The organism is Nostoc sp. DedQUE08, from assembly GCF_034530895.1.
GTDB lineage: Bacteria > Cyanobacteriota > Cyanobacteriia > Cyanobacteriales > Nostocaceae > Nostoc.
Genome location: NZ_JAVRCD010000013.1, coordinates 1 through 26,455, shown reverse-complemented (window position 1 = coordinate 26,455; position 26,455 = coordinate 1). Strand labels below are relative to the sequence as shown.

Genomic DNA, 26,455 nt, shown 5'->3' with positions numbered 1-26,455 from the left:
TTCAGTACTATGGTTTCTTGATTTTTCAAAAATACGTTATACAATTACTAGCGATTATTTTTGATTCTCAAAGAATTGCCTCTGTCAACACTGATATTATTCTTAGGCAAAACTGATAACGGTTGGATGTTAAGCCGATCGCCAACCTTGATATTGGCAGTGCCTTTTACTAGCTCTAGCACTTGGGAGGCAACTTTCCCCTTGTAGATGGGACAAGGGGTTTTGTAACACGGTTGGGCATTGTAAACCGCAGTTGTCACCACATTGTCCTTAAGATAAAAGATGTCTAATGGAAAATTTACCTTGTACATCCAGAAAGGCACGTCGTAAATTTCTCTGCCCAGGTTGAATAACATCCCGTGGTCGCCGTTTAAGGATGCTCGAAATTTCAGCCCTTTCTCTAATTGCTCTGGTGTAGAGGCGACTGAGAGCTTAAATGTGCGATTGCCTTTCGTGAGAAGGTGCGTAACTGGTAAATCCTGGGGACGAGTTTGGACGTAACCGAGCGCCACAGTGCCAATGATAATTGATACTCCAGCTAGGGGGCCTAGTATGTTTAGTAACTTGGAAGCAGCAACGTATAAATCCTTTTCAGAATTAATTTTTAAAGTTTTCATGTTTCACCAAAAATATCAACGTTGCCGAGACTATATATAGATGAATCAATTGGACTAGATGGAAGGCCATGCAAAGCCGCAATGTTACGCATACTTTCAACTCGGTCAGCTTCGCGGATGGCCAGAGGATTCATACTCTGCCTTGCAGCCAACAATGCCGACAATGTAATCTCAAGTGATGGCAGTTCGCTAGCTGGTGCAACATCATCACCAAACATTTCACAGAAACTAAAGACGGCGGCACGTTCAACAATGGCTTGAATCTCCGCCCCCACACATCGCTGCGTGGCTTTGAGTAACCTTTTCCATTCTTGTTCACTGTAGCCATCGCCCCGATCACGGAAACGAGGATCGAAACGGGCTAAGTGAATCTTGAATATTTCGTGCCGTTCTCCATAATTGGGTAAATCCACCTTAAAAATCTCGTCAAAGCGTCCACTTCTGGTTAGCTCTGGTGGTAGCCATTGAATATTGTTAGCCGAAGCGATAATTAAAACCTCACTAGTACGTTCTTGCATCCAGGTCAAAAGCATACCAGCGAGGCGTTTAGATAAATCATCATCCCCGGCGAATCCCTTATCAAAGTCATCAAGGTATAAAATTACACGATTGATTCGGTCTACCAGTGCGAGTAAACTCTTGAGTTTATATTCAGCCAAATTACCGTAACTGCGGAAACTACTCCACTCTACTGAAATCAGAGGTAGCCCTAATTGTGCAGAACTTGCTTTAGCGGAGTAAGATTTTCCTGTTCCCGGTGGGCCGATTAGTAAAATCCCCTTGGGTAAACGAAGATTGTAAGCTTTAGCCAATGAGGATAGAAGGCGCTTATAAGTTTTAAACGCTTGCTGGATCAGTTCTAAACCACCAATGGGTGTGCTTGGAGGTTGGAGAAATTGAATATTATAAATCCGCTTGAACAGTTCGATTTTGTAAGCGGACAGTTTTTCTACTAACTCATCCGGTTTAATTTCACCAGGAGCGCTTGCCTGTCTGATTCCATAGTCAATGTCTGCCAAGTACATGCCTATTGAGGCGTTCGCCGTGGCATGAATATCGCCATGACTGTAATCCGGTAATACTTGGGATAAATAACTGCTTATTTCCTCTATAGCTGGCAGTTGTTGAATGACTGTCGGAACTTCGGGGGCAATGTCAGATGACACGGTGGCGTTTGACCCTAAGAGAATCGCTGTCTTATTAGTCTTATGATTGCAAAGCTTCAGGTTAATGAGGGCAGACTTAATCCACTCGGAAGTCAGGAAGAAATCGGGGTCAATGGTAGACTCTCCCAGCCAAGGGAATATACCTTCTAGTATCAGGATTCCTGATAAATCAGTAGTTTTCCAAAACCGCAGAATTTCAAAGTAATGTTCGTGCCTGTTTTTGGTGATCGCCTGATACTGGTTAACACTTTGTAAACTTAATACCTCCTCATTAGTAGATAACTGGTGTAGTTGGTCATCTTCCAGCGTCCACAGGTAACAGTTAATGTTGTATTGCTGGCATTCCAGGGCGAGATTTGTCAAAAGTTTGAGTCTTTCTTGTAATGGAGACTCGACAGCTATCAGCTTATTGTTAAGTTTGATTAGAGAGAATATTTGTTTTGTTAACTCATTATTCATTAGGGCTTTAGTTAAATTTCACCCCAATATTATTGATAGCTAAAACTCTTTCCTAGCTACTTTGGTACTGAAAAAATCGGTACTAGAGTAGCTTGACTTTTTTGCAACTATAGCTCTAATCCCTCGTGGTTTTGTTGTGAATAACGTTGTTGCAATTGATGGGAGAAATTAATTAACTGCGTATTCCAATCCCGACTTTCGCACTTGAGTTGAGTCGAGTGTGGCAGTAGTTCTTTAACAGCCCGTGCCACTGTTGATTGACTAAAAGCTACCTGTACATGAGTCACATTACGTAATCTTTCAACAGGTAAATTTGAAGTGTCATCTGCTGCCATGTAAACTGTTCTGTTTTCTGGTATTCCTTTAAAGAGATATTCCAGCATGGCTACTGAAATGGCATCAATGGGAGAAAAAGACAGCACGACAGTACTAGTTTGTTCGCTAGGCTTTTTCCCCAAAGTAAAGTAAAACCAGCTATCACGGCGAACTGTACCTAATTCATAACCAGAAAATTTATTGGTTGTACCTTCTAAGAAAGCCCCTTTGGTCTTTCCGTCGAGATCCCGCATCACAAACACAACATTTGCTTTTGAGTCGGCATAAACTAGCCCCTGGTTATGTAACATTTGTACGCAATCAGAAGGTATGCCTCGTTTCTGTTTGAGGTAATGTTCAACGACTGACCAATTAGCTTTATCTTCAACGGGTGGGGTGAATTGCGGTACTGGTTGAGTTTGGATAATATCAGCCGCAACTTTTTGAGCATGAGCGCTCGCTGCACGTTTTGCGCCGACTTCACCAAATCTCTCCCCTAACCATGCGATCGCTTGGACTTGGTTGCATTGATTAACGTGTTTCACTAAATCAATTGCATGATTACCTTCAAAATGAGAACCGGGAGCAAGGTCACTAAATTTAGAGCCATCTATATTAATGATGTGGCTTCCTCCTACCCATTCATTCCCTTTACGCCACAGCCCTAACTCCCAAGCAACATCATTTAAAGCTAAATCAGTTGACCACTCGATAAGCTTTTTTATTGATTGATTATCTTGTTCTAATTGTGCAATTTGTCGCCGTAACAGTTCATTTTCAAGTGAGAGAGCTTTGGCTGTAGCTTCCATCTCTTGCTTACGTTGATTCGCCCTGTCTCGGTCGGCAGCTTTGGCTAAAAGATGTTCTGCACTTAGCTCATCAACTTCTAAATCGCGCCCTTCCTCCACAATGCGGTAAAAATCCTTGATGTCCTGGTGCTTTGCTCTGCTTCCTTTAATGCCGCGCTCCAACCCAATTAACCGCATTGTCTGGTAGTAAGAATCTTGAAACTCATGAATTTTCTGCCGTCCGTCAAAGAAATAATTGCACCGTAGCTGTCCCTCATCATCCAAAGGCACAAAATAAGCGTGAATATGGGGTGTGGCTTCATCCAGGTGTAACTCGGCGCGGACAATGCGTGAACCATATTCATCCACTAACCACTGGTGAGTCGCTTCTAGCCATTCATCCAGTTTTTGGGGTTCATAGTAACCGGCTTGGGTGGGGCAGTCGGGACGGAAATAACTGGGCGATGCACTCAACAGTAACTCCACGCAGTACACCGCATCAGTGCGAATCTTCCGCTTCTGCTCCGAGTCCCCTATCTTGGCTAAGACTAAATCCTCTAGTCGTTCCTCTGGGTTGAGGCTACCGATGAACCGAATATTTTTTTGAGTGGGATCTGCATTAGGGGTTTCTCTTTCTCGTGCAGTGTGAGATGCACTCCCTGATATGTTACCCCGCTTTAATTTTTTTAATCGCGCGATCGCGTATGCCATTTTTTATCTACACTAAAATTTGGAAATACAAGTTTTTGGGCTAACTGACCCAGAAACAAATATTACTCAAGTTATTGCTGTTTTTTCTCGATTTCACGCCTATTTTAAAGCCAAATCGCTCAGATGCGAAAATGGGCAAATAACCGTAGTAAGTACGACTATCTTAAGCCACCCTACAGCAGTTCTGAGGCATTTCACAGGCAATTCTCCCGCTATTCCCAAGATTCCACTAGTAGCACAGTCACTCTTAACACAGATTCAGCCTAAGTAGATAACACCCGACTTTCTGTAATTTGTACTAAAAAACCACGCAATAGCAAGGCTTATGGGCTATTTTTTTTGTCAATAAGTCTTAATTAATGAGAATGAATGGGCTGCTCACAGAATTTTTCGAGAATTACTTGAGAGTGAAATGGTTGACAACGGAATTTTTTGGCAGTCGCTCGAAGTTAATCATCGCTAAATTGTAATTTTCAGTAGTGTTTCGTAGCAAAAACAGAAAAAAACTGTTTTTTGAAGTACAAAAACAATATTTTTGTAGTACGAATTCTCAATAATTTCAAGCCTATTGAGAATAGAAGAAACTGGACAAATCGCCTCAAAGCTTTTTGGAGTAAGTGCTAGAGGGCAATTTTTCAAAAAAGCGATGTGCAAAATAGCAGACATTTTGTACCTGATTATGAACATTTGATGACAGCTATAGCAGTTAAAGGCGTGTATAAGCGGTGCAAAATAGCAGACATTTTGTATATAAATAGGGGTTTTAGGTGCAAAATGTCTGCTATTTGTAACTGTGATTAGTAATACATTTTGACCACGTAAAAGCAAATAAAACCCCGGTAAATTAGTAGGGATTTAAAAATGAGGGACTAAGTGAAGGATTAGAAGAAAAAATGCGGCGTTGTATCTGCATCCATTATTAAGTAAATCCTTTATTTAGGCAGACAACATAAATTTCAGAAGCAAAAATATTAAATTTAGTTAAGTTAGGCAGTATCAAAATAAAAATAAAAAAACTGGGCGATAAAAATTAGTGTAATAATTTTAAGAAAGCGCGTTACGCTAATCAGAATTTTAGTCAAAAAAAATGAATGATTCTAGATATAGAGTAGTGTCATTTAGAAGACCGAGTGACAGTGCAGATGCAGAAGTAATTGATTACTTGAGGTCAAAGCCTTTAAATTTGAAGGAAGATTATTCGGAAACAATTACATCGACACTAAAAAAACACTGGCTACCTCTAGCCTTGTTTTCTTCGGGGCTGAGGGGAGAAGAATTAAGACAGATTGGCATTTGGGCAATTAGTCAACTAGAAGCACAAATTAGTATGATTCGGAGAACTTGCGGGATAGCACCAGACCCACTAGTGGTGACATCAAATATATCAATGCAAGCATCAAACATAGTGGCATCAGATAGTCTATCTGTCTTAGGGATTACTTCAGGAGATGGGCAAATAAGTTCTACTGATGAGGAACATGAAGACCATGAAGATGACGATGACGATGAATTTCTTTCCTCACAAAACTATCAAGAGATGACCGACATTAAGCGGATGTTTGGCTGGGACAAACCTTGAGGGGGGCTGAAGATGAATAAAAAGAATAATTCTAAAGACTACACAAAAGTTGCGATAACTATTGATTTAGGGACAAGTTTTCAGAAGGGGATAGCACAGATTTATCCAGATGGGGTTCCAATAGTTTTAGCAATGGAACCAGAAATAGCGGATTTAGGGATAGAGTCAATAGAATATTTGTCAAATCAACTCGTACAAGATACGACGGTATGGATAGGAATTGGCGAAGAATATTATGTCCTGGGAGCATTAGCCAAAAGTATGTTCGCGGGGACATCAGCTATTAGAGATTTGAAGTATCAATATGCCTTACCGAAAGTAGCAGCTATGTTATGGTTGGCAATTCGGCGGCTGGGAGTGAAAAACCCAGATATAGAGCTATATGTACATTTGCTGTTGCCAGTGGGAGAAGCGTCGGATGGGCAAACGCTCAGAGCAAAACTAGCACAGAACTTAAAAACAGGAATAATCATGCCAACAGGGAGGTTAAAAGCGAAATTACGTAGCTTTGATGTCAGTCCAGAAGGGGCGGGTATCATGGCATATCGCAGTCGCAACGTCAACATAAACTATTTCCAAAAGAGTATAGGAATGCTGATGTTAGGCTATCGTAATGCCAGTTTTATTTTGTCGCACAAGGGGAATGCAATAAAAGCTGAATCTACAGATTTAGGGATGAACTGGGTGGTACATCAGTTTGTAGAACGTACTGCCGTCGGTTTATCAAAAGATGACTTACGCCTAATTTCAGCCTTAGCCGAAACCACGAATAACAATTTTGATGCACTGCGGTTTCTATCACGCAAAACCAGAACCGAAGAAATCAATGCTGATGTAGAGTTGTTTTGTCGGATTTTACCGATAGTTCGCAAAGAGTACTGCCGTGCTTTATGGCGCTGGTTGAGAAATATTGCCCAAATGGATGAAATCTTAGTTTGTGGTGGGACAGCATCCTTTGTACGCCAAGAGCTAACCGAACATTTTGATGGTGAAGGCATCCCCATTTGTTGGAATGGCGGAATGGAACTACCTAAATATTTAGACACAATGGGACTAGGTGATAGGATAGCCGATGCTTGGGCATCCCATATTAGCCATATCAAGTTTTTGGATCATGAATTGAGCTATGACCGCCAAGACAAACCCCTAGTTCCTGATTATTATGTTCAACCATTCAAGAGTTCTAAAACAGACATGGAGATTTGGCAAAGGAACGGTTATATCACTACAAGCCAAAAATAGGGTGTTGGATTTAGATTAGTTTGCATTTGTACGACAACTGTTGCGACTAATGCTGTCTGATGTTAGACAGAATGTCTGTCTAACATCGCCAAAGCTAACAAATGCAAGGGTTTGGCTTTGAATGGAGTTTCCCTCCGCTTAATCAACAATTGCTCAAGATGGTTGAGTCAAACAATAAACGCGAACAATTGAAGAAGAATTCAGAAGTCAGAATTCAGGAGTCAGAATTAATGAGTGGGGGATTCAGACCCACCGCTTGATTATTGCACCACTGAATCTCCGATTTAGTGGGGGTCTTAAACGCCGTTTATTTATCCGCTACTCGCTTAACCTTCTTCTGAATTCTGGCTCCTGGCTCCTGACTCCTGTTCATTAACCTTAGTCAATTGATATGTCAGAGACGACACAATTACAAGTACAAGAATTAGCCCGTTTCGCCCAAGAGCAAGACTTCAATCAGCAATATCGTCAGTATTTTGGCGATGTCTGGGAAGAAGCGGGTGTAACAAATATTTCTCAGATGACCGTCCAAGATGCCGAACAGACCTTAAAGATTCTGGCTGATAGTGAGGCATCCCCGCAATTCATTAAAAGCTTATTGGCACAAGCGGCTCGTGATGGTGCTACACCACAGGTTTTGGAGTATTTCTTGAGCAGTGACATTGACGGCGATGGGCGGACTCTGGCACAAGAAATATTTCAGGATGGGACGAACCCATTGCAGCCGGATACACCCCAGCCACCACCCAAGGCACAGATTTTATCTCCATCTCCAACTGAAGATTTGGACTGGGAAATTTAGCATACATTCTCAAACTTTACTAGCAACCTGAGTTTTGATTTTTTCAGTACTCAAGTTGCTAGTTCTTTTTTGAAAGCATATCTAAACTTCTTAAGTTAGATATGAGTTCCATTTTTCAAAAAGCACACTAGGGTGTAATCGATAAGCCAATTACACCTGTCCCCTCAACTAACCCAACAATTAAATGAGGACATATTTATGACTTTATTAGGTATTGATAGACCTTTAGATACAACCCAAGTAAAACTGTGGGACGAGCGCGATTTATCTACAAGCGATCGCCGCCGGGAGCATCTAGAAATTCTCTTGTGCCAGAAAGTACAGAGAGGTGAAGACCCTACCTTGTGTGAGAAAGTGTTGAATTATTTATATTTCTCGGCATTTCAACAGAATCTCAATCGCATTACTGTCCAAAAGGAGAAAGAAAAGTCGGTCTTTGCATCCGTACAGCAAGTGATTATTACGTCCTTTGCTATTTTAGGAATATTTGCGTTCCTTGCTGCCGCTTCCAACAAGTCAGTTGTGCGATCTCCTGCGGTAATCCCTCCAGCTATAGAACGGCAAGCCAATTAACCAAACAATTCGCTTTTTCGCACAGTTGCAATACTTTGGCTACGCTCAGTACAAGGGGAGCAATTGCGGATGTAAAAGGATGCCACTAAAAAGCTGAGAGCGTTGTTTGATAATGCTTTCAGCTTATATTATCACTCGCTCTGCATAGCTCCCGCCTAGTATGCTGTGTCTCTGTCGAAAGGCAAACTGTCAACATCCTCAAAGTTACGCAGGTCTTGCTCCATCTGCTGTCGGCGTTGAACGTAAGTTCTGCTATCTTCAATCCTTTCTTTCATCCGTTCTTCACCAAAGTTAATACCTTGTTCTGCGTGTTTAGCAGACACTTTGTTGAAATTATCAACTTCTATTTTCTTACGCCACTCAAGCTGTTCCAGCGCACCTTCACTGATGCCAATTTTTCGAGCGTATTCTAAATATTCAGGTCTGAGAGAACCATCAGGGTTAAATTCCCTTTTCTCTTGTTCAGTGAAGAAATCGTAGGCTGTGTAGATTGGCCACGGCTCTGGGTCAGTCTCGTCCAGGTGCTTCCACTCGTCGTACTCTTCTTTTAATCTACGAGCATAATCATCGATTGCTTCTGGATGTGCGCCAAGAGATAGCTTTTGTTGTCTTACTTCATCTCTTAGATTTCCATCTGTATTGAACTCTTTTTTATTCATATTTATCCAACGCTTAATTCTTGACATAAAAACCTCCCAAAATATTAACCAAGTTCCATTAATTTTTTAAAATCATGACTCTGGAACTAAAACATTTTGATCCCAGGCTTAATCAATGGATTTATACAGATGACCGTAAAACTATTTTAACCGAAAAGCTCAGTAATACTTTACTAGAATCTTACTTCGCTGATAAAGAATTTTCATTTGGACATTCAGATGAATACAGTACACACGAAGATTTGAAAAATCATCCAGATGGACACATATTGTTATTGTCTTCTAAAACTCGCTTACTTTATGGAGAAAAAGAATGCTTAGAAACAATTCAAAAAATTTGTCCAGATAGTAAAGACCGTGGGGCTTATGGTTCGATATTCCTTGGAGCTTGTAAAAATGCGATTCACCAAAAGCTAAACATTCTGGTAGTAGATGATTCTACTGATAATAGGGGTGAAAACGGAGGAATATTATCAAATGATTTAGCATATAAACTAGTTGGCGATTGTTATGGACAGATTTCAACCCAACTTTATGACAAGCTCACTTTAAGAGAATCACAGCAAGATAAAAGCTACCGTGTTATCCAGCATCGATTTGGTTGGAAGGAAGGAAATGGAGAAGATACTACTAAATACCGCTTTGGCAAAGGAACCCTCCGACCATACAAACTGGATAAAATAGAATATGCAGATCCAAATAACAAACCCAAAATCGATATAATTCTTCCCATAAGTAGTTTTAAGGGAACAGATAAGGATAGACCAGAAGGCCCTACTAAACCTCAAATTCAACCAGGATTATATCAACAAAAGATTTGGTTAGCCGAAAAAGGACAATCTCAGCAAGGCCAGATGTCTATCTCCCAACTATTGGCATCTTTTCCCCAAGGAATTAAAGATTTTGCCGAAGAATTAGAGCTACAAGCTGAGAAACTAACTTCTATTCAAGATGACCCTAGAATTGTTGCTGCTTACTATTGTGAAAAATACGAAAAACGCAAAGAATCATTGAACCCAAGTAAATTAAAAGTAGGAGAAGTCACAAACCTTGAAAGTGATGTCAAAAACTTAGGAGCAAATGACGATTTAGATACAGATGAGGAATTAGATGACGAGAGTACTAAAGATGACTTGTTCATGTACAAAGTCATCAAAACTGACTTACTTGGTCATCAACAACTTTTAGAAACGGAAAAAGTTAAACAGGAATTAAGTCGGTTTTTACAGAGCCAATGGCGAGATATCGCTCTGGGGAAAACGCTTACTTTTGACCGAGGGATGATTATTCCATCCAAGGAACTCAAAAATGGTGAAATTTGTGTCCCTTGGCTTGATGAGCAAGAAAAAGTTCTTAACTTCCGTTCTCCTTTTCTCAATTCTAATGGTTTGTGTGTTTCTAATAATAAATATGTTGAGGATCGACTCGGGCCAGATGGTAAAGACCTCAAAGGCATAATCGTAGTTAGTGACGAAGATCATAAACGCATACAGCAAAGAATTGCACAGTTAGAAACGCAAGGTATTGATGTTGGGGAAGTTGACCCAGCAGAAACCGAATCTGAACGCCAAGCACGAGATTTTGATGGTGACTGCATTGGTGTGGCACGAGCCAGCTTGTATCCCAATTTAACAGCCGAAGCCGAGTACAGAAACCAACCCCAGAATGCTTATGCTCCGACAGTTAAGCTCAAAAAGCAATCATTCTACGATCCCACCGATGGAAGCCAGCCCCCATTTGAAAAAATCGCTATCCACATGAGTGATAGCATCAGCGTGGGAGTAATCAATAATCAAGTTACTGCGCTAGAAGCTCTAGAATCAGAAATAGAAATACTAAAGACTTACGGTACTTTTGAGCAGAAATCAAATTATTTAGACCAAGTTTCTAGTCATTACGAAACCCTGTTTGAGCAAGAACGCCAGAAAGAGCCAAAGTTAATTCGAGAAGAATACAAGCCTTATATGCAAAGGTTTGTTGAACTTGCTTTGGATCAAAGAACCCCAGAAAATATTCAACAGGCGATGGATGTTAACCGCCTGATGTACCGAGAAATGATTGGTGAGGGGTGTTATCAAAACCAAATAGCGGTGGATTTATTCAAAAGTGCTAAAAAACCTGAAATGGATAAAATCCGGGAAAACAGCCGCTACTTGTATCGTGATGTTAATTATATTAAAGATAAAAAGTCGCGTTTAGCTTATTTAAACTCTGGTATTACTCCCACTGGTTACTCCCCTGTAGAATTATTAATTAATCAAACTAACAAATATTTCCAAGAATCACAGTTAGAATCGCGTCCCATTGTCCAGTTTAAAGAATTATTCAAAGGAGTAGAATTTTCACCACAGCAAAAATTTGCAGCGATCGCCGCGAAGTACGAGTTCGATCTGAAATTCAACGCTGCGGTTCGGATGTCCCAACGGCGTGAAACTGAGAAAGGGCCATCTGCAATTATCCAAACTCCACAGGGAGCGAAACTCGAAATTACCAACCTCACCCGCTACGGGCATCCCCTAATCTGGAAAGCCCAGACGTTGAATATTCGCCTAGATGAGATTAAATTAACAAACAGTGAACGCCTCCATAAATTATTAGCAGTTGCACAGATAGATAACGAGGTTGGGGAAAATGGAAAACCCGCTTACCGCAACCTGGGGACAGTTAGCCAACAATCTGTGACTGACTACAATCTCAAGGCGGGGACGACCATGCAGGGAGCTAAACTCCTAGAACTAAAACCAGAACTTACTAGAAGCCAAACTAAATTACTTTTCGACAAGGCACAAGAGGCGGCTCTCGCATTTTATACCTCTATCCCAGAGTCAGAAAAACTTGCATCCGCCGCCGCCGCTTGGAACATCTGTGCATCCCGCCAAGATGAACTTGAAGTTGCAAGAAAAGAAAACGCAAATCCCCAAGCGATCGCTAAAAAAGTCTCTAATTTTGCTTTCGCTGCTTTCCCCAATGAGATTATCTCCCGCTTGGAGAAACTGCAATTTACCGAACCGAAGTTAGTCACACTTAATAATGAAGCAAATCAATTTTTGGGTCGAGACTGGAATCCAACCGAAAAACACCCGATAGAAATCAGAGCCTCTCATCACCCACCGGGACACGAACGCCACGTTTCCAGACTAATGTTTGTCCAGGATGCTGACGGGGAATATAAGGAATTCGCCATGCTCGAAACCAGGGCTGGAATGTTACCAATTGGCACAAAGGCGCAAGCTAATTTCATTGGGGTAGAACCTGCTACCGCCAAAGCAACTATTGGGCTACCAGGAAACGAACCGGTTGAAATTACTATCCGTGAACTCAAGAACTTCTCTTATGCAGGACTTGTTTTTAACGCCGAATCGGTCAACTTAGAATTTGGCACTGTGTCGGTGACTGACAAAACAGTAAAAATCAAACTTGATGGCAAAACTTTAGGGGAGTTAGACAGTGATTCTACCCAACAGTTAAAAGAAATTAATTATCTCAAAAATGGTAATCCTCTAAAGTTAAAACTTACTTCTATCTCCGAAACTGGAGATCAAGCTTTTGTGCTGGGTGCGTCTCCTAATGGGAATCTCCTCAAAATTAATAAAATTAACTTTTATGATTTTTCTGGTCAGACATTCAACGATCAAGATTACCGCAAACTGACTATCGAAACCTCAGCTTCTAAAACTAGAGATGCTGTATTTCTCAATGGTGAATCCCTGGGAGTATTACATTTCAAGAAAGACAAAGACGCGCTCAGACAGCTTGGATTGCTCAAAACCGGACAACTTACACCTGCACCCGCGATCCTTCAAAGTAATTTTTCCGTGATTTGCGCTCAAATTGAGCCTAAGACCGTTGAATATCCTACTATTTGGACGAAGGAATTTCAGACTTTTGGGACTCAATCAGTTAACCCTCAACATCAGCAGATGATTGATAGTAGTGAGCCAATTCTACATCATATTAAAGAGCGCCCTACTTTCTTATTTTCGACAGAATCAAACAAAAAGCTTGGAGTCATGGGCTTGGCTGTTGACAACCAGAAAGCTGAGACTGTGACTAAATGGTTAGCTGCTCAAAAAGTTGAATGTCAGCAAGTAGCAATAGATGATGTTATCAGGGAAACTCAAAAAGGTTTAACGGTCTTTAACTTAGTCAGCAGTTCAATTCCCCCCAAAACTTTGGAGAACATGACCAAGAAATTTGGGTCAATTATTGAATCGGATAGTGACTATCAACAAAGAGTTAATTCCCTCGCCACACGACCACAGTTTTTGAAACCACCAGAACAAACAGCACAATCCCCACTTAACCAATCTATAACTCCATTACTCCCCACTACTCCTTCTACACCAGACATTAGTAATTATGTGAAAACCGAACCTCTAGGTGTAGAGAAGCTTTCGACAGTTACTATTGATGACTTGAGAAATTGGTATAATGCCGCAGATAAGTTAGGGAAGTCGGAAAATTACAAAAAACGCATTGTAGAAGTTGCAAATGGATTTAAAGCTGGTGAGCAATTATCAACCGAAGCGTTGACAGTAATGAATAAAGATAAATTTGAGATTGAAGCCATCACTCGGTTGACTCAAATTGCTCAGAGAATTGGGATGGTTTTGGGACAATCTCGGCAAGATGGTTTCACTGAAGTTAAAGGCAAGGTTTATGACCTCAGCTTTAACACCGAGCGCAAAGATTTGACTATCCAACAGAAAAATGGAGATGTAGTTTTAGGTGTTCAATCAGGCAAAGTGCATACCTCACGAGTCACGCCTGAAATTATAAAAACTTTTGAAGGAGCTAACTCTCTTCTTGACAAGACTTACTCATCTTATCAAGCCCAGTCAAGAGAAATTCATAGATAATATAGGAGCAACACGATTTTGTGAGAATTATGCATTATAGGCAGTTCTTACAGTCGGAGTAAAAATAAATCCAGTAACTTTTATGAGTCAAACACAATCGGAACTGAAGCTACTGACCTTCGATGAATTTATCGAATGGTATCCAGAAAACTCAGAAGTACGTTACGAATTACATGATGGGGTGATTGTGGAGATGCCAAAGCCTAAAGGAGAGCATTCTGATTTAGCTGGTTTTTTGATTGAAGAATTACTGATCACAATTAGAGAGATGGGTAAACGCGGTATCTGGACTATACCCAAAGAATGCATTATTAAACCATACCGAGACAAATCAGGGTACGAACCGGATATTATTGTTTTAAATCAAGAAACTATCGATACTGAAACGCGCTGGAAAAAAGAATCAGTTATCCATAATGCTAGTTCGGTCAAACTAATAGTTGAAGTAGTGTCAACCAACTGGCAGGATGATTATTACGATAAGCTTCGTGACTATGAAGCTATGGGTATACCTGAATATTGGATTGTGGATTATGCAGCTTTGGGTGGACGTGTATTTATTGGTAGTCCCAAAGTTCCAACTATTTTTGTCTGTGAACTTATTGATGGTGAATATCAAATGACACCTTTTAGAGAAACAAACCTTATAGTGTCTCCTACTTTTTTGCAGTTGAATCTAACCGCACAACAAGTTTTTGACTCGGTGATTTAAACTTTTTAGAGTTCAAAAAATTGTCAATGCAAGATTTTTAAATCTTACAGCGCTTTCGGCTATTATGCAATATAGTTTTCTCCTTGCCCCTCTCCTATCATCGCTTTCAGCTTTTAGAATGAACCTCATAGCTGCCGGAAGTGCTGTATGTAATTAATGTTAAAAGACTTCTCTGATGTATTAAATTTCCTCACAAACGCTTATGAGCATCTGTCGTAACCAGCAATTGGCTTGATCCTGCTCTGTAAGTTTGCTCCATAGCATTGAAATCATCCACGGTTGAGTTTGTACTGGAAGTTCAAAAATTTCTAATGCATCTTGATATGCCAAGGGTGCTAGCAATCGTGATGGAACAGCAGCAATTAAATCAGTTGATGAAATGATTGCTGGTAGCACTAGTAAGTGAGGAGTTGTCAAAGCAACTCGACGCTGGAGGTTGTACTGGGCGAGCGCATTATCGATTTCACCAACTTCATCTTGCCTAAGAGTAAAAAGAGCATGAAGAAAATTAGCGAAGATTTCTGGTGTGATAACGTCCTCCAAGAGAATGGGATGTCCAACACGACAGATGCCGACAAAGTGTTCTGGAAATAATGGCATTTGTATTGTTTGTCTGGGTGGGTCTTGAAAAACACCCAAAGCTAGATCAATCTCTCGTCGCTCTAATAGTTCTCCAACAAAGTTTTTTGCAAAACTAATTAATCGAAAATTAATGCTTGGTGCAATTTGACGACAAATTTTTAGAAGCTTGGGCATGACAACATAGCTAGTGTAATCTGAACTGCCAATTGTAAAAGTACTTTTAGAAGTAGTAGAGTCAAATGTTTGGCTCGTTTCCAATGTCTGCCGAATTTGTTGCAGGGCAACTCTTATACCTTGAGCAACTTCCAGAGCCTTTGCTGTGGGTTGCATTTGCCTGCCAATTCGGATAAATAATTCATCTTGGAATAGTATGCGTAACCTAGCGAGTGCCGCACTCATCGCTGGTTGGCCTAAATACAATCGTGTTGCTGCTGCTGTAACACTCCTTTCTTCAAAAAGTGCTTCAAAGGCGACCAGAAGGTTCAGATCAATGGCAGACAAGTCTATTAATCCCATCGATTAAATATATTATTTCAATCAATTTGATTAATTTAAAACATTTCAGTAAAGTAAAACTGAAAGTTGTGAAAAGTTATTAAAATGACAAACCAGAAAAAGATTGCTGTAGTAACAGGTAGCAATCGTGGGTTAGGATATGCTATAGCTCGTAAATTGTCCCAAATTGGCATCCATGTTGTTCTAACAAGTCGTAACCAAACAGATGGTCTTGCTGTTAAAGAACAATTATCTAGTGAAGGACTTGATGTGAACTATCACACACTAGAAGTTACGAGTGATTTGAATGTGGCAGAGTTTGTTCAATGGCTAAGAGAAGCCTACAGCAGGGTAGATATTTTGGTGAACAATGCCGGCATCAATCCTACAACCAAGCCAGAGGAATCTAGTTTATTGACAGTTCAACTAGAAACGATGCGCTCTACATTTGACATTTATTTCCATTGAACTGTATTAGGGAGAAATAGCAATGAAGGTCAGCTTTATCGGTTATGGCAGCATGGCAGAGTCTTTAAGCTCACGTTGGGTAGGAAAACACGAGCTATTTGTTGCAGGTCGAGATTCTAGCAAAGCACAGAGTTTGGCACATGAACTTGCTCAGGGGACAAAAGCTGGTTCCCCTGTAGAGGCAGCAGAGTTTGGTGAAGTCATTGTTTTAGCGACTCCTCACCAAGCAGTATTTGAAGCTATGGAAGCAGCTGGAGGAAGTGAAGCTTTTGCAAACAAGATTCTATTAGACATAAATAATCCTGTTGACCCCTCTAACGGTAATTACTTAACGCAAACTTATGATGGAGTATCACTATCAGAAGCGATCGCTGCTTATTCTCCCAAGGCTAAGGTAGTGAAGGCGTTCAATATGTGTCAGGCAAAAGTTTGGCAGATGGAGCAGCCTAATTTCGATGGTCGGCGGTTAGTAACGCTCTATTGCGGTGACGATACTGATGCGAAACGTCAAGTGGCTTCGCTGATTGAAGATGTTGGGAGTGAGCCAGTCGATTTGGGGGAGTTGAAGTATGCTCGATTGTTAGAGTCTGCGGCAGCAATTGTGATTAAGCTGCTATTTTCTGGTCGCGATCCTTACACTGTTCTTAACCTGATTCAACCAGAAGTCAAACCGATTTCTTGAAAAAAGCATATACAATTGCATGAAAGCACACACTTGCTGCGATATTTACCTACTTTTTGGGGCTGTTGAGTGACGCACTCCGACAATAGCCCAATTACAACAAGCTACTAGGGTTGAATGCAATACTTGTCGGGTTTTGGGGAAAAGGGGAAGGGGAAAGGGTAAAGAAAAAACCTTTAACCTTTACCCAATAACTTTTCCCAAAACCCAATTCCGACTTAAAAATGCAAAACCCGAGCAGTATTGGGGTTGAATGGCAGGCTTGAAAAGCGCAAATCCTTAATGTTGCAGGATGAGAGGGTGTAGGAGTTGCACGGTCAAGAATTAAAATCAAAGTAAAACATTTACTGGTGAATGTTTGCCCATGCCAAATACGTGCAACTACTGTTCCTACATCCCAATACCTGCAACCCCATACCCTTTCATCCAGGAAGATAGGAATTTCCGCAAAACAAGTGTAAATTCCACTTACCACCCTTAAAGCTAATTCCCCTTCTTTACCGTTCCAACTTCCTTTGACGGTTACAAATCAAAATCAAGGCTGAATGTTTCCCCTGAAGAATCCTCTTCTTTCTCCTCTGGAAATGGAGTTTGAGTCCAAGACATGAGTTGGTTTGATTCAGTATTAATAGGTGAGTCAGGTAAAAGTTGTGCAGGTAATCCAGCCTTGATGAAAACAAAATAGCAATCAACTATAAAGTAAAGCGTGTCCAGGTAACTTTTATCTAGTTTTTGCGATTCTGCAAATATGCGCTCTCGGTAATTATCTTTAAGGCGAACTTTTTCCGGTGCTAAGTCTTTTTTATCTGCCATAGTTATATTCACTTAATAGATGTAGATGCTGAATTCTTGGCAGAAATGTTCTTTGCCATCTCTAAAAGCCCAGAGACATTGGCTTCTACCGGATTGTCCAGGATTTTGAAGCCGTTTTTCTCCAACAGCTTCTTAAATCCTGGTAAGAGACAGCCTCCACCAATCGCCCAGATTTCATCTCCCTGGTGCTTGGCATCAAGTGTCAAATTCACCACTTTCTTCAAGTATTTTTCATACCAATCTTTCAAACAAGCGCTGTATATATCTTTGATATCGATGTCACGACTGTATCGAGTATGCCCCATTTCCAGACAGAACCGAATCTTGGAAGCATCCCCAATTTTTCCACCATTTAAATGTTTCATTTTTTGGGAAATATCATCGATGAGAACTTCTACACCTATAGGGTAGGCAGTGTGAACTTCTCGCTGACCCCGGTTATAACGAGAATACAGGGTTGTTCCATTGCCAAAGTCTAAAATGGTTAATTTTTTTGGTAGTGGATGCCCAAATAATGCACCCATACCCTCTAGTACAACTTTCAGTACTTCTACTTTTACTTCTGATTGTTTGCCAGCAAGTATTGCCTGATATTCTCCATTGAGTACTTTTTGTAGTTCATTAGCCAGAGCAACATCATGTAAACTGACGACTAATTTTAAGTGCCAAGCCTTACGGTGTGGCAGATGTGCCAATGCACCCAATAAAGTCAATAATGCGTTGTTGACTTTATTTTCATTATTGTCGGTGTTGCGGTCAAAATAATTTCCTGTCCGGTAAGCTGATTCTCCGACTGTGTAAGCAGTACCGTTGAAAACTACACGCCCTGGAACATCTTCCATCTCGGCATTAGTTATATAGCTGGGGACACGAACTACTTCAAAGCCATCGACTAAAAGTTTGAGACTTCCGTAACCGTTATCGAAACCCGCAGGAAAAATTTTTTGTAAGGTGTGAATGTTTGACATAGGCTCCAAGTAATGCACTTTAAGTTGTGAAAATTATCTGTTTAAGCGATCTGCAAGAGCAAGAGAAAGAAGAATAAAATAACTTCACCCTTATTTTCCCAACTTAAGAGCTTATCATAACCCCTTGGGGGCTAAATGGGGTATAAAATATCAACCAATCAAATATACCCCACTTAGCACCTATATACACCCTATATAGGGGTCAAAATGTCACCAAAGTCTTGAGCTATTGTTGGGGTATATATAGCCCCCATATAACCCCCATGAAGAAATTTTAAAATCTTTTTTATCAACGCAGCAGAAATTAATTTAGATCGTTGTTGAGTCTTTGATTTATACTTTACTGTCAATTTTTTGTTGAAAAGCAATTCAGTTTTGATCTTTAACTTTTTGCTGACTATGTAACGAGTGCGCTATCAGTTGCTTACAGGTTCAGCTTTCTCAACTGAATTATCATTCACACCCAAAGTCAAAACAATTCAAAATTCAAAATTGAATAAATAATTAAAAATTATTTAATTAAAGCCTCGACTCTGCTCGGCTTTAACCCTGAGCGAACTTGTGCTGAGTGTGGTCGAAGTAGCGTCTCGTAGACAAGTCGAAGCAGCCGAAGGGTTAAGGTACAAGCCCTTGTTTTTAAACATGGGAAAAAAAGTGCAATATCCTTAATTCAACCTCCAAGATGCGACAGACATGGGGTATTAATTTTGAATTTTGAATTTTGAATTTTGAATCGATGTGACTCTTCTTGAGGTTTTTTGTGTTGTTCAACTTCATCATGCCAGTGATGACCGCGCCCATTGCTAGATTGAAACGACTGGTATGACATAAAGTGACTAGCCGCCAGTGCGATGCCGTCATTGGCATGAGTTTCAGGAATCTGCTTTGACTTGTCACCCTTGTCTTTAGCCAGCCCTAATTGCTGCCTGAGCGTCGAAGTTTGCCACCCTTCCTGAGAAACAGTCGGGCAGAGTTCTTCTAACCACTGAAACATGAATTTCTGTCCGACCATCACCGGAGAAAAGCCGCGTCCTTTACCCTTTTCAGTTCTGGCTTTGACGACCTCATAGCGGATGTCAGAGACGGGGAAGAGTTTGATTAGCTCTTTCGTAACCCGCAATTCCATCTGCCTGTTGGCTCGAATCGAAGGCGGCAATTTACCCTGCCTTCGATTCGAGAAGCGCTTCTGGCGATGCGCTCTGAGATGGAATGCTACTTTGCGGTTGATACGTCTGGCACGTCTGGCACGACGCAGAATTCGGCGACCATTCATCTTCTTTGTAATTGCCTGGAAGGGCAGGATGAGATGCGCGGTGAACAGCGTAAACCTGGATGACTGAACTCCAATACCCGTGAACATCTTGCCGAGTGCGATGTCTTGAACCTCGTAGCCTGATGGCTCGCAGATTAGCTGAACGCAAAACAGATTCAGGTCGTTGTGAACGACTTTTGCCTTGCCCGCTTTGAGCCAGCGACGAGCGCGGCTGGGTTTGGTGGGCATAGCAGGAGAACCGTCTGGATTGAGAACTGAAACGCGCATTTTGGAGATAATCCTTATCGCTAAGTAAGAAAGTCCCTTCGCCCACCATCAAGATAGATGTCCTTTCTAAAAGCACCGATAACCAGTCGGTTTAGAGGCAATCCAAGTTAGGGAAACGTTCGGAAGTCTGCGCTATCTCGTTGGCTCGTTGGGCTAGTGCAACGCTTTGTTAGAACCTGGCTGTTCCAAGCCCTATTCTCAAAACCCGTGGCGCGGAGCGCTAGGGTTTAGGGTAGGGTAGTTGACTGCGTGGCTGTGGTTAATTAGTTAGATCATTGGCATACTTGACTTGCCAGGAGTAACTGGTGAGTGCTGTAGCTTCATACTGTTCAGCAGTAGTAGTGCTGCAACTAGTTAGTGTCAGTGCCGTTAGTACAGTTATTATTGAGGGTAAAAATCTCATTTGCATTATCAATCATAAATATCTTTCACCAATCACTCTTGAAGAGAGAGTGTGCCATCATTGCTGCCAAGGTGAAGATATCGCCGTAATCGAAAGCACTTCTCCCATAACAATCTAATCGCCATTTGCCTATTCTGAAGGAATGACTTTAGGAATGCTGATTGCCATACTAAATGTAGTTTCAGTTATCATCACTGCTTTCAACTAATAAAGCTTCAAGCTCTACTAATATTTTTTGTAATCGCTTGTGCTGATTAGGATTATCCCAAACCTTTGATTTTTTTACTTTACTGTAGGCTTCATCTATCTTCTTTTTTAAAGAAGATGATTTTTTATCTGTATTTCCAGGCGTGTTTGCTTGAATTTCAGCAAGACGCTCTTTAATTTGACTCAAAGATAAATTATTTTGAATTGCATCAGACAGTAATGATTTACGTAGGGCTTCATCCCTAATTCGCGCAATCACTTTGGCTTTAGTATACTCGATTACTCCTGACCGGAGAGCTTCCATAACATCTATAGGAAGTTTTAATAATGGGAGACGATTGGTTCTAAAACTTTCGGGGGAAAACTTTCCGATTGTGTTAAATACCTCAAGTAGAGACTGCCATTCTTGGCTGTGGATAACGTTATCCACAGCCTCTCGTTCTGGATGAGCTGCTGATTGAAGTAAAGCAACTATTGATTCTGTGGTTTGATTAAGTTTTAATCCTAAGAGAGCAACAATACTCTCTGTTTCCTCAATTGGGTTTAAGTCCTCTCTTTGGAGATTTTCCGAGAGTGCTAGTTCAAGTGCTTCAGCATCTGTCATTTCCCTAATAACAGCAGGTACAAACTTTAATTGAGCAGTTTTAGCCCCTCGGAAACGACGTTCTCCTGCAACTAGTTCATATTTTCCATCCTTTTGAGGACGGACGAGAAGGGGCTGAAGAATTCCATGCTGTTTAATTGACTCTACTAACTCATGCATGGCTTGAGGAGCAAAGTAGCGACGAGGTTGTTGATGTGGTAAAACTATTTGTTCTATTGGGATAAGGAAAGCAGCGCTACTATTGTCTACTGCTTCTTCAACTCCAAATAAAGCATCTACTCCTTTAATTTCATAAGGTTGACTAACACGCTTCTTCAGACTCATGGCAACGTCTCCAAACTTTGAGCAATCTGCTTGAGAATAGTGACAGATGGATGCTTAGAATTGTAAAGTGCTAACGGTATATGCTCTTGGGCTGCATCAGCAAAAGCTACGGATCGAGGAATAGCTGGATAAATGGTACCAATCTTAGATAGAGAATTAGTAATTGACTGTAAGCTTTGGGAGCCTTGTCCAGTTCGATTATCGTACATGGTTGGAACTACTCCAGCAATCTGTAATTTTCGATTTGCCCGAGAACGGACACGCGCAATCGTTGTTAACAATAGTTCTGTTCCTTTTAGAGCTTTATATTCAGTTTGAATAGGAATGAGTACGTGTGTGGCTGCCACCAAGCTAATATAGCTAAGAATACCGAGACTTGGTGGACAATCAATTAAAATGAATTGGTATTGTGCGATAACTGGTTCAAGAGCCTCCTTTAGTCGAATATCTCGCATATCTGCGACAACAAGTTCTAATTCTGCGCCACTTAAGTTGATGTTCGCGGGGGCCATATCCATACCATGTATATTCTGATGAATTGGTAATGGTTCTTCTCCCAGAATAGCTTCATAAACTGTCTTATCTAGTTCAGATGGCTCTAATCCCATAAAAGTAGTTAGTGAAGCCTGGGGGTCCATATCCACTAATAAAACGCTTTGCTGACTTTGAGCCAAATGGTAGCCTAAATTCATTGTCAGAGTAGTTTTGCTGACACCACCCGACTGATTAAAAACTGCAATGACTTTGCTCATTAACTGAACAGAAATAATAAAGACATCAACTTAACAATATCGGTATCAGTCACATACTGGCAAAAGAAACTTACATTCAGTAGATAGACCGAACTTTAACATTTCAACTATGATTTTGCCCTTTCTATTATTGCTAACTTTTTCAGTCTCCAAGCAATGGTTTATCTGGTGTCAGCCCCACTGCCTCGGCTTTTAAGCTTGAACTAGGGTAAGCTTTCAATGACACTAATATTGAATATCTAATTTAGTATTTATGTACTAAAATAGCTAGACTCCCAGTATTATAATAATGTGCGGCCTATTCTAACAGGCAATGTCTACTCCCCCTAATCTTTCCCCTCAACAAGTAAGCGCCTTTCCTCAACACGAGACAATCACCGGAGTCGTAGAACGCCTAACTTTTTACTCTGCTGAATCGGGTTACACTGTGGCAAGGCTGACCCGTCTCCGTAGCACCGAACTGACAACAATTGTCGGCAGCTTTGCTAATATTCAGCCAGGTCAAACTCTACAACTAACTGGTTTCTGGCGTGACCATCCACAATTTGGCCCCCAGTTCCAAGTAGTCAACTACAAAGAAACCAAACCAGCTACTCTCACTGGAATTGAAAAATATTTGGGTAGTGGGCTGATTAAAGGTGTTGGCCCAGTAACAGCCAAGCGTATCATCGCTCACTTCGGTTTAGAAACCCTGGACATTATCGAAAACCAAATTGACCGACTCATTGAAGTTCAAGGTATTGCCAAAAAGCGGATTAAGTTAATTAAAAATGCCTGGGAGACACAGAAAGCCATAAAAGAAGTAATGGTATTTTTGCAAGGGCACGGTGTTTCAACAACATACGCAGTCAAAATTTACAAGCAATATAAGGATGAGGCGATCGCCACTGTTACCAAAAATCCGTACCAGTTAGCAGCCGACATCTACGGTATTGGCTTTCTGACTGCTGACAAGATTGCGAGAAATATAGGAATTGCCCCAGACTCAGAATTTCGTTATCGTGCGGGAATTATCTACTGTTTAAGTGAAGCTGCCGAAGATGGTCACTGTTATCTACCTCAACCAGAACTGATTGAGTCGGTAATCAAACTGCTGACTACTGAATCCCATCAACCAACAGAAGAAGCGATCGCACAAATCATCAAAGACATGGCTCTAGCAGACGACCTGATTAGAGAGCGAGATGAAGAGAAAAACCTACTTTGCTACAAGCCGACTTACTTTCATACTGAACAGAATTTAGCTCAACTGATCCGCCAACGTTTAGAAAAGCCTGTTGGTACTGACATTGAGCGTGTGCATGATTGGATTGATCGTTTTACCGCTAGCCGTAAAATTCAGCTTTCAGAACAGCAACGCTTGGCTGTAGAAACAGCAGCCTACTCCAAAATCATGATTTTGACTGGTGGGCCTGGCGTTGGAAAAACTTTCACTACCCACACCATTGTTAGCCTGTGGAAAGCAATGGGGAAATCTATTGCCCTCGCTGCACCAACTGGACGGGCTGCTCAACGTTTGGGTGAAATGACTGGACTTGAAGCAAAGACTATTCATCGCTTGTTGGAATTTGACCCCAAGACAAGAGGATTTAAATGCGACAGTGAAAACCCTTTGCCCCATACAGCAATTATCGTTGATGAAGCTTCGATGCTTGATTTGTTTCTGGCTTACTCCTTGGTTAAAGCAGTATTAGCTGGCGCTCTACTATTGTTGGTGGGTGACATTGACCAGTTACCATCTGTAGGTCCAGGTCAAATACTCGCTGATTTGATTAATTCTGGTTGCGTGCCAGTAGTGCGGTTAACTCAGGTATTCCGCCAAGCTCAAACGAGTGCAATTATCACTGCTGCTCACCAAATCAACCGGGGCCAGTACCCAACAATCGAGCCAATTTCTGATAATCCCGTGTCTGATTGTATTTGGCACGGCGGAGGTCATCAGCCTGAACATGGAGTGCAAGCAATCTGCGAATTGATTACAGACTTGCTCCCCAGCTTAGGTTTTAATCCTGCTACTGATGTCCAAGTGCTTTGCCCGATGACACGGGGAGTAATCGGGACTCGTAACCTGAACACAGTATTGCAGCAGTTGATTAATCCACCCAGCCCTAGCAAGGTGGAGATTAACAGAGGTGGAAATTTATTACGCGAGGGCGATCGCATCATCCAGCTAATCAATGACTACAACCGTGAAGTTTTCAACGGCGACCTGGGGATTATTCAAAGCATTGATACGGAAGAGCAGGAAGTTACAATACTGTATGGTGAGCGGACTGTAGTTTACGATTACGCGGACTTGAATGAAATTGCGCTAGCGTGGTGCGTGACTATTCATAAAAGTCAGGGGTCAGAATATCCAGTGGTGATTCTGCCAATCTATATGCAGCATTATATGATGTTGACTCGGAATCTATTTTACACAGGATTGACCCGTGCCAAGAAGTTAGCAATCGTAGTTGGAGCAAAAAAAGCGATATCCCTGGCGGTGCGCTCTACAGATGGCCAACAGCGCTACACACGGTTACAGCAGAGGTTACTTCACCCGCATTTCTCACAAGGTTGAGGGTCAGAGGGGAAAGAACAAGGCACATTGAACTCTCCCCTGCTCACCTGCACAAGGCTTAATCGAGATGTGGTGATAAATCCGGGTTCAGGCAGGGCTGGATTGGTGATGTGTTTTGGTTCTTCAAAATAGAAAAATTTATTGAGCTATTTGATTTATACTTTTAAATCCCCTGGTTTAAAAAAGTCGAAAAGTTTGTATGTCCAGCCTGAGTTCCGACATGGTTCGCATCTATTTGCAAGAAATTGGTCAGTATCCTTTATTAAAGCCAGAGGAAGAAATCGCTTATGCAAGACTTGTACAACAAATGATTGCCATTGAGCAATCTAAAAATGAACTCACTCAACAGCTAGACCGCGAACCAACAATGACAGAATTAGCCAACGCTGTTGAGCAAACTGAAACACAAATCCGAGCAGCGCTACATATTGGTCAAAAAGCTAAACAGAAAATGGTGACAGCTAACTTGCGGTTGGTAGTTTCTGTTGCCAAGAAATACCAAAACCGCAATTTGGAATTTCTCGATTTGATCCAAGAAGGAGCAATTGGTTTGCAAAGGGGTATAGAAAAGTTTGACCCTAACCTGGGCTATAAGCTCTCGACCTACGCATACTGGTGGATTAGCCAAGCTATAACAAGAGCCATCGCAGAACAATCCCGCACTATTAGATTGCCTGTTCATTTAACCGAAATTCTTAATAAAATTAAGAAGGTGCAGCGAGAAAGCTTTCTAAAACTCGGTCGCCATGCCACTGCTGAAGAAATAGCTGCATCATTAAACATCAGCCCCGAAAAGCTTCGAGAATATCTCAGTGCCTCTCGTACAGCCATTTCTTTAAATAAAAAAGTCGGAGATGAGCAAGAAACAGAATTGGGCGAAATTTTAACAGACGTTGGTGTTTCACCAGAAAAACTCCTTACCCAAGAACTTTTATCCCAAGACGTGGCTAAATTATTAGAATCACTGACACCAATTCAACGTCAAGTGTTGACTTTAAGCTTTGGTCTGGAGAACGATCGGCATTTTAATCTCGCTCAAATTGGTAAAGAGCTAAACCTAAGTCGAGAGCGGATTCGTCAAATCCAAGTTAAGGCAATAAGTATTCTCCGTCGTCAGCACAATGACATCCAAGAGTATTTATTTGACTAAGAGGATGTTTTAGTCAGATGATGCACGGATCTTGTAGAACTAAGATGAAAAACTATTATTAAGAAGTAAGGATACTTTACTAATCAATGCCCAGCAAAACTATTGAAGTCCGAGAGTACACCGTCAGAGCGCACAAGCGGGAAATTCACACTCGCGTTTTTAACTTCGTATGCAAGCAGTGCGAACAACCCACACAAAGAGAGACTTTTGGTGTGCGACCTCTATATTGCGAGAAATGCCGTCCGCCACAAGCACCCAAGAAATCAGTAGTCCCTCTCAAGAAGAGAAAACCCAGAGCTATGACTTACAAGAGTGATGTCAATTTGGCAAAATAATCTGAGAACACTTTTAGAGCAAACAAGATGCCTTCTAAGCTCGACTTTATCCATTTTTGGCTACGGGTCATCACAAATGTAGGCGAT

Annotated in this window: 22 protein-coding genes; 12 read left to right on the top strand and 10 right to left on the bottom strand. The window is 41.2% G+C overall.

The features are described 5' to 3' along the window. Positions 1 to 47: 47 nt before the first annotated feature. The 3 genes from RMY64_RS11180 to mobV form a co-directional block, all read right to left on the bottom strand. Entirely contained in the window at positions 48 to 617 is a 570-nt protein-coding gene (locus tag RMY64_RS11180) for a DUF192 domain-containing protein (protein ID WP_322700057.1), read from the bottom strand. Beyond that, complete coding sequence (locus tag RMY64_RS11175) at positions 614 to 2,242, bottom strand: ATP-binding protein (RefSeq protein WP_322700056.1); 1,629 nt, start codon at positions 2,240 to 2,242, stop codon at positions 614 to 616. The genes RMY64_RS11180 and RMY64_RS11175 overlap by 4 nt, the downstream gene beginning before the upstream one ends. A gap of 107 nt (positions 2,243 to 2,349) precedes the next feature. Then, on the bottom strand, positions 2,350 to 4,056 hold the full coding sequence (gene mobV, locus RMY64_RS11170; RefSeq protein WP_322700055.1) for a MobV family relaxase: 1,707 nt from the start codon (positions 4,054 to 4,056) through the stop codon (positions 2,350 to 2,352). Positions 4,057 to 5,143: 1,087 nt separating this feature from the next. Between mobV and RMY64_RS11165 the strand changes: the two genes are divergently transcribed. The 4 genes from RMY64_RS11165 to RMY64_RS11150 all read left to right on the top strand — a co-directional run bounded on the left by RMY64_RS11165 (position 5,144) and on the right by RMY64_RS11150 (position 8,252). Beyond that, positions 5,144 to 5,635 (top strand): hypothetical protein, encoded by a 492-nt coding sequence (locus RMY64_RS11165; RefSeq protein ID WP_322700054.1) that lies wholly within the window; start codon positions 5,144 to 5,146, stop codon positions 5,633 to 5,635. Positions 5,636 to 5,647: 12 nt separating this feature from the next. Further along, entirely contained in the window at positions 5,648 to 6,877 is a 1,230-nt protein-coding gene (locus RMY64_RS11160; RefSeq protein ID WP_322700053.1) for a ParM/StbA family protein, read from the top strand. 391 nt (positions 6,878 to 7,268) lie between these two features. Continuing rightward, a complete protein-coding gene (locus tag RMY64_RS11155; RefSeq protein ID WP_322700052.1) occupies positions 7,269 to 7,679 on the top strand; it encodes a hypothetical protein in 411 nt (136 codons plus the stop codon). A gap of 198 nt (positions 7,680 to 7,877) precedes the next feature. Further along, the gene (locus tag RMY64_RS11150) at positions 7,878 to 8,252 is read left to right on the top strand and encodes a hypothetical protein (RefSeq protein ID WP_322700051.1); all 375 of its coding nucleotides are present in this window, start codon (positions 7,878 to 7,880) and stop codon (positions 8,250 to 8,252) included. A gap of 155 nt (positions 8,253 to 8,407) precedes the next feature. On the opposite strand, the gene RMY64_RS11145 is transcribed toward RMY64_RS11150, so the two are convergent. Continuing rightward, on the bottom strand, positions 8,408 to 8,938 hold the full coding sequence (locus RMY64_RS11145; RefSeq protein ID WP_322700050.1) for a hypothetical protein: 531 nt from the start codon (positions 8,936 to 8,938) through the stop codon (positions 8,408 to 8,410). 47 nt (positions 8,939 to 8,985) lie between these two features. Between RMY64_RS11145 and RMY64_RS11140 the strand changes: the two genes are divergently transcribed. Both RMY64_RS11140 and RMY64_RS11135 read left to right on the top strand, forming a co-directional pair. Further along, complete coding sequence (locus RMY64_RS11140) at positions 8,986 to 13,770, top strand: hypothetical protein (protein ID WP_322700049.1); 4,785 nt, start codon at positions 8,986 to 8,988, stop codon at positions 13,768 to 13,770. An 82-nt stretch (positions 13,771 to 13,852) separates the two neighbouring features. After that, positions 13,853 to 14,482 (top strand): Uma2 family endonuclease, encoded by a 630-nt coding sequence (locus tag RMY64_RS11135; RefSeq protein WP_322691395.1) that lies wholly within the window; start codon positions 13,853 to 13,855, stop codon positions 14,480 to 14,482. Between the two features lie 180 nt (positions 14,483 to 14,662). On the opposite strand, the gene RMY64_RS11130 is transcribed toward RMY64_RS11135, so the two are convergent. Beyond that, on the bottom strand, positions 14,663 to 15,580 hold the full coding sequence (locus RMY64_RS11130) for a LysR family transcriptional regulator (RefSeq protein ID WP_229474989.1): 918 nt from the start codon (positions 15,578 to 15,580) through the stop codon (positions 14,663 to 14,665). Positions 15,581 to 15,664: 84 nt separating this feature from the next. Between RMY64_RS11130 and RMY64_RS11125 the strand changes: the two genes are divergently transcribed. Next, positions 15,665 to 16,027, top strand: a complete 363-nt coding sequence (locus tag RMY64_RS11125) for an SDR family NAD(P)-dependent oxidoreductase (protein WP_322700048.1) — start codon at positions 15,665 to 15,667, stop codon at positions 16,025 to 16,027. A gap of 22 nt (positions 16,028 to 16,049) precedes the next feature. Then, on the top strand, positions 16,050 to 16,709 hold the full coding sequence (locus RMY64_RS11120; protein WP_322691393.1) for an NADPH-dependent F420 reductase: 660 nt from the start codon (positions 16,050 to 16,052) through the stop codon (positions 16,707 to 16,709). A gap of 522 nt (positions 16,710 to 17,231) precedes the next feature. Here the strand turns inward: RMY64_RS11120 and RMY64_RS11115 are convergent. The 3 genes from RMY64_RS11115 to RMY64_RS11105 all read right to left on the bottom strand — a co-directional run bounded on the left by RMY64_RS11115 (position 17,232) and on the right by RMY64_RS11105 (position 19,991). After that, a complete protein-coding gene (locus RMY64_RS11115; RefSeq protein ID WP_322700047.1) occupies positions 17,232 to 17,522 on the bottom strand; it encodes a hypothetical protein in 291 nt (96 codons plus the stop codon). Positions 17,523 to 17,530: 8 nt separating this feature from the next. Further along, a complete protein-coding gene (locus RMY64_RS11110; RefSeq protein WP_322700046.1) occupies positions 17,531 to 18,490 on the bottom strand; it encodes a ParM/StbA family protein in 960 nt (319 codons plus the stop codon). A gap of 670 nt (positions 18,491 to 19,160) precedes the next feature. Next, positions 19,161 to 19,991, bottom strand: coding sequence for an RRXRR domain-containing protein (locus RMY64_RS11105; protein WP_416212139.1), 831 nt, complete (start codon positions 19,989 to 19,991; stop codon positions 19,161 to 19,163). A gap of 344 nt (positions 19,992 to 20,335) precedes the next feature. Between RMY64_RS11105 and RMY64_RS11100 the strand changes: the two genes are divergently transcribed. Continuing rightward, positions 20,336 to 20,551: a hypothetical protein gene (locus tag RMY64_RS11100; RefSeq protein ID WP_322700130.1), complete on the top strand. Its 216-nt coding sequence runs from the start codon at positions 20,336 to 20,338 to the stop codon at positions 20,549 to 20,551. 63 nt (positions 20,552 to 20,614) lie between these two features. Here RMY64_RS11100 and RMY64_RS11095 read toward each other — a convergent pair whose 3' ends face one another. Beyond that, positions 20,615 to 21,568, bottom strand: a complete 954-nt coding sequence (locus RMY64_RS11095) for a ParB/RepB/Spo0J family partition protein (protein ID WP_322700044.1) — start codon at positions 21,566 to 21,568, stop codon at positions 20,615 to 20,617. Beyond that, complete coding sequence (locus RMY64_RS11090) at positions 21,565 to 22,320, bottom strand: ParA family protein (protein WP_322700043.1); 756 nt, start codon at positions 22,318 to 22,320, stop codon at positions 21,565 to 21,567. Before RMY64_RS11090 ends, RMY64_RS11095 begins: the two co-directional genes overlap by 4 nt. A gap of 313 nt (positions 22,321 to 22,633) precedes the next feature. Between RMY64_RS11090 and RMY64_RS11085 the strand changes: the two genes are divergently transcribed. The 3 genes from RMY64_RS11085 to RMY64_RS11075 all read left to right on the top strand — a co-directional run bounded on the left by RMY64_RS11085 (position 22,634) and on the right by RMY64_RS11075 (position 26,368). Next, the gene (locus RMY64_RS11085) at positions 22,634 to 24,883 is read left to right on the top strand and encodes an ATP-dependent RecD-like DNA helicase (RefSeq protein ID WP_322700042.1); all 2,250 of its coding nucleotides are present in this window, start codon (positions 22,634 to 22,636) and stop codon (positions 24,881 to 24,883) included. Positions 24,884 to 25,082: 199 nt separating this feature from the next. Further along, a complete protein-coding gene (locus tag RMY64_RS11080; protein WP_322700041.1) occupies positions 25,083 to 26,033 on the top strand; it encodes an RpoD/SigA family RNA polymerase sigma factor in 951 nt (316 codons plus the stop codon). Positions 26,034 to 26,119: 86 nt separating this feature from the next. Continuing rightward, positions 26,120 to 26,368, top strand: a complete 249-nt coding sequence (locus RMY64_RS11075; RefSeq protein ID WP_322700040.1) for a hypothetical protein — start codon at positions 26,120 to 26,122, stop codon at positions 26,366 to 26,368. The last annotated feature ends 87 nt before the right edge of the window (positions 26,369 to 26,455 follow it).

Bases quoted from the DNA above. Each gene is read 5' to 3' on its own strand.
- RMY64_RS11115 (WP_322700047.1), bottom strand. From the start codon at position 17,522: ATGGCAGATAAAAAAGACTTAGCACCGGAAAAAGTTCGCCTTAAAGAT.
- RMY64_RS11150 (WP_322700051.1), top strand. From the start codon at position 7,878: ATGACTTTATTAGGTATTGATAGACCTTTAGATACAACCCAAGTAAAA.
- RMY64_RS11140 (WP_322700049.1), top strand. From the start codon at position 8,986: ATGACTCTGGAACTAAAACATTTTGATCCCAGGCTTAATCAATGGATT.
- RMY64_RS11080 (WP_322700041.1), top strand. From the start codon at position 25,083: ATGTCCAGCCTGAGTTCCGACATGGTTCGCATCTATTTGCAAGAAATT.
- RMY64_RS11110 (WP_322700046.1), bottom strand. From the start codon at position 18,490: ATGTCAAACATTCACACCTTACAAAAAATTTTTCCTGCGGGTTTCGAT.
- mobV (WP_322700055.1), bottom strand. From the start codon at position 4,056: ATGGCATACGCGATCGCGCGATTAAAAAAATTAAAGCGGGGTAACATA.
- RMY64_RS11090 (WP_322700043.1), bottom strand. From the start codon at position 22,320: ATGAGCAAAGTCATTGCAGTTTTTAATCAGTCGGGTGGTGTCAGCAAA.
- RMY64_RS11075 (WP_322700040.1), top strand. From the start codon at position 26,120: ATGCCCAGCAAAACTATTGAAGTCCGAGAGTACACCGTCAGAGCGCAC.
- RMY64_RS11120 (WP_322691393.1), top strand. From the start codon at position 16,050: ATGAAGGTCAGCTTTATCGGTTATGGCAGCATGGCAGAGTCTTTAAGC.
- RMY64_RS11180 (WP_322700057.1), bottom strand. From the start codon at position 617: ATGAAAACTTTAAAAATTAATTCTGAAAAGGATTTATACGTTGCTGCT.
- RMY64_RS11160 (WP_322700053.1), top strand. From the start codon at position 5,648: ATGAATAAAAAGAATAATTCTAAAGACTACACAAAAGTTGCGATAACT.
- RMY64_RS11165 (WP_322700054.1), top strand. From the start codon at position 5,144: ATGAATGATTCTAGATATAGAGTAGTGTCATTTAGAAGACCGAGTGAC.
- RMY64_RS11155 (WP_322700052.1), top strand. From the start codon at position 7,269: ATGTCAGAGACGACACAATTACAAGTACAAGAATTAGCCCGTTTCGCC.
- RMY64_RS11095 (WP_322700044.1), bottom strand. From the start codon at position 21,568: ATGAGTCTGAAGAAGCGTGTTAGTCAACCTTATGAAATTAAAGGAGTA.
- RMY64_RS11085 (WP_322700042.1), top strand. From the start codon at position 22,634: ATGTCTACTCCCCCTAATCTTTCCCCTCAACAAGTAAGCGCCTTTCCT.
- RMY64_RS11145 (WP_322700050.1), bottom strand. From the start codon at position 8,938: ATGTCAAGAATTAAGCGTTGGATAAATATGAATAAAAAAGAGTTCAAT.
- RMY64_RS11125 (WP_322700048.1), top strand. From the start codon at position 15,665: ATGACAAACCAGAAAAAGATTGCTGTAGTAACAGGTAGCAATCGTGGG.
- RMY64_RS11130 (WP_229474989.1), bottom strand. From the start codon at position 15,580: ATGGGATTAATAGACTTGTCTGCCATTGATCTGAACCTTCTGGTCGCC.
- RMY64_RS11105 (WP_416212139.1), bottom strand. From the start codon at position 19,991: ATGCCCACCAAACCCAGCCGCGCTCGTCGCTGGCTCAAAGCGGGCAAG.
- RMY64_RS11175 (WP_322700056.1), bottom strand. From the start codon at position 2,242: ATGAATAATGAGTTAACAAAACAAATATTCTCTCTAATCAAACTTAAC.
- RMY64_RS11135 (WP_322691395.1), top strand. From the start codon at position 13,853: ATGAGTCAAACACAATCGGAACTGAAGCTACTGACCTTCGATGAATTT.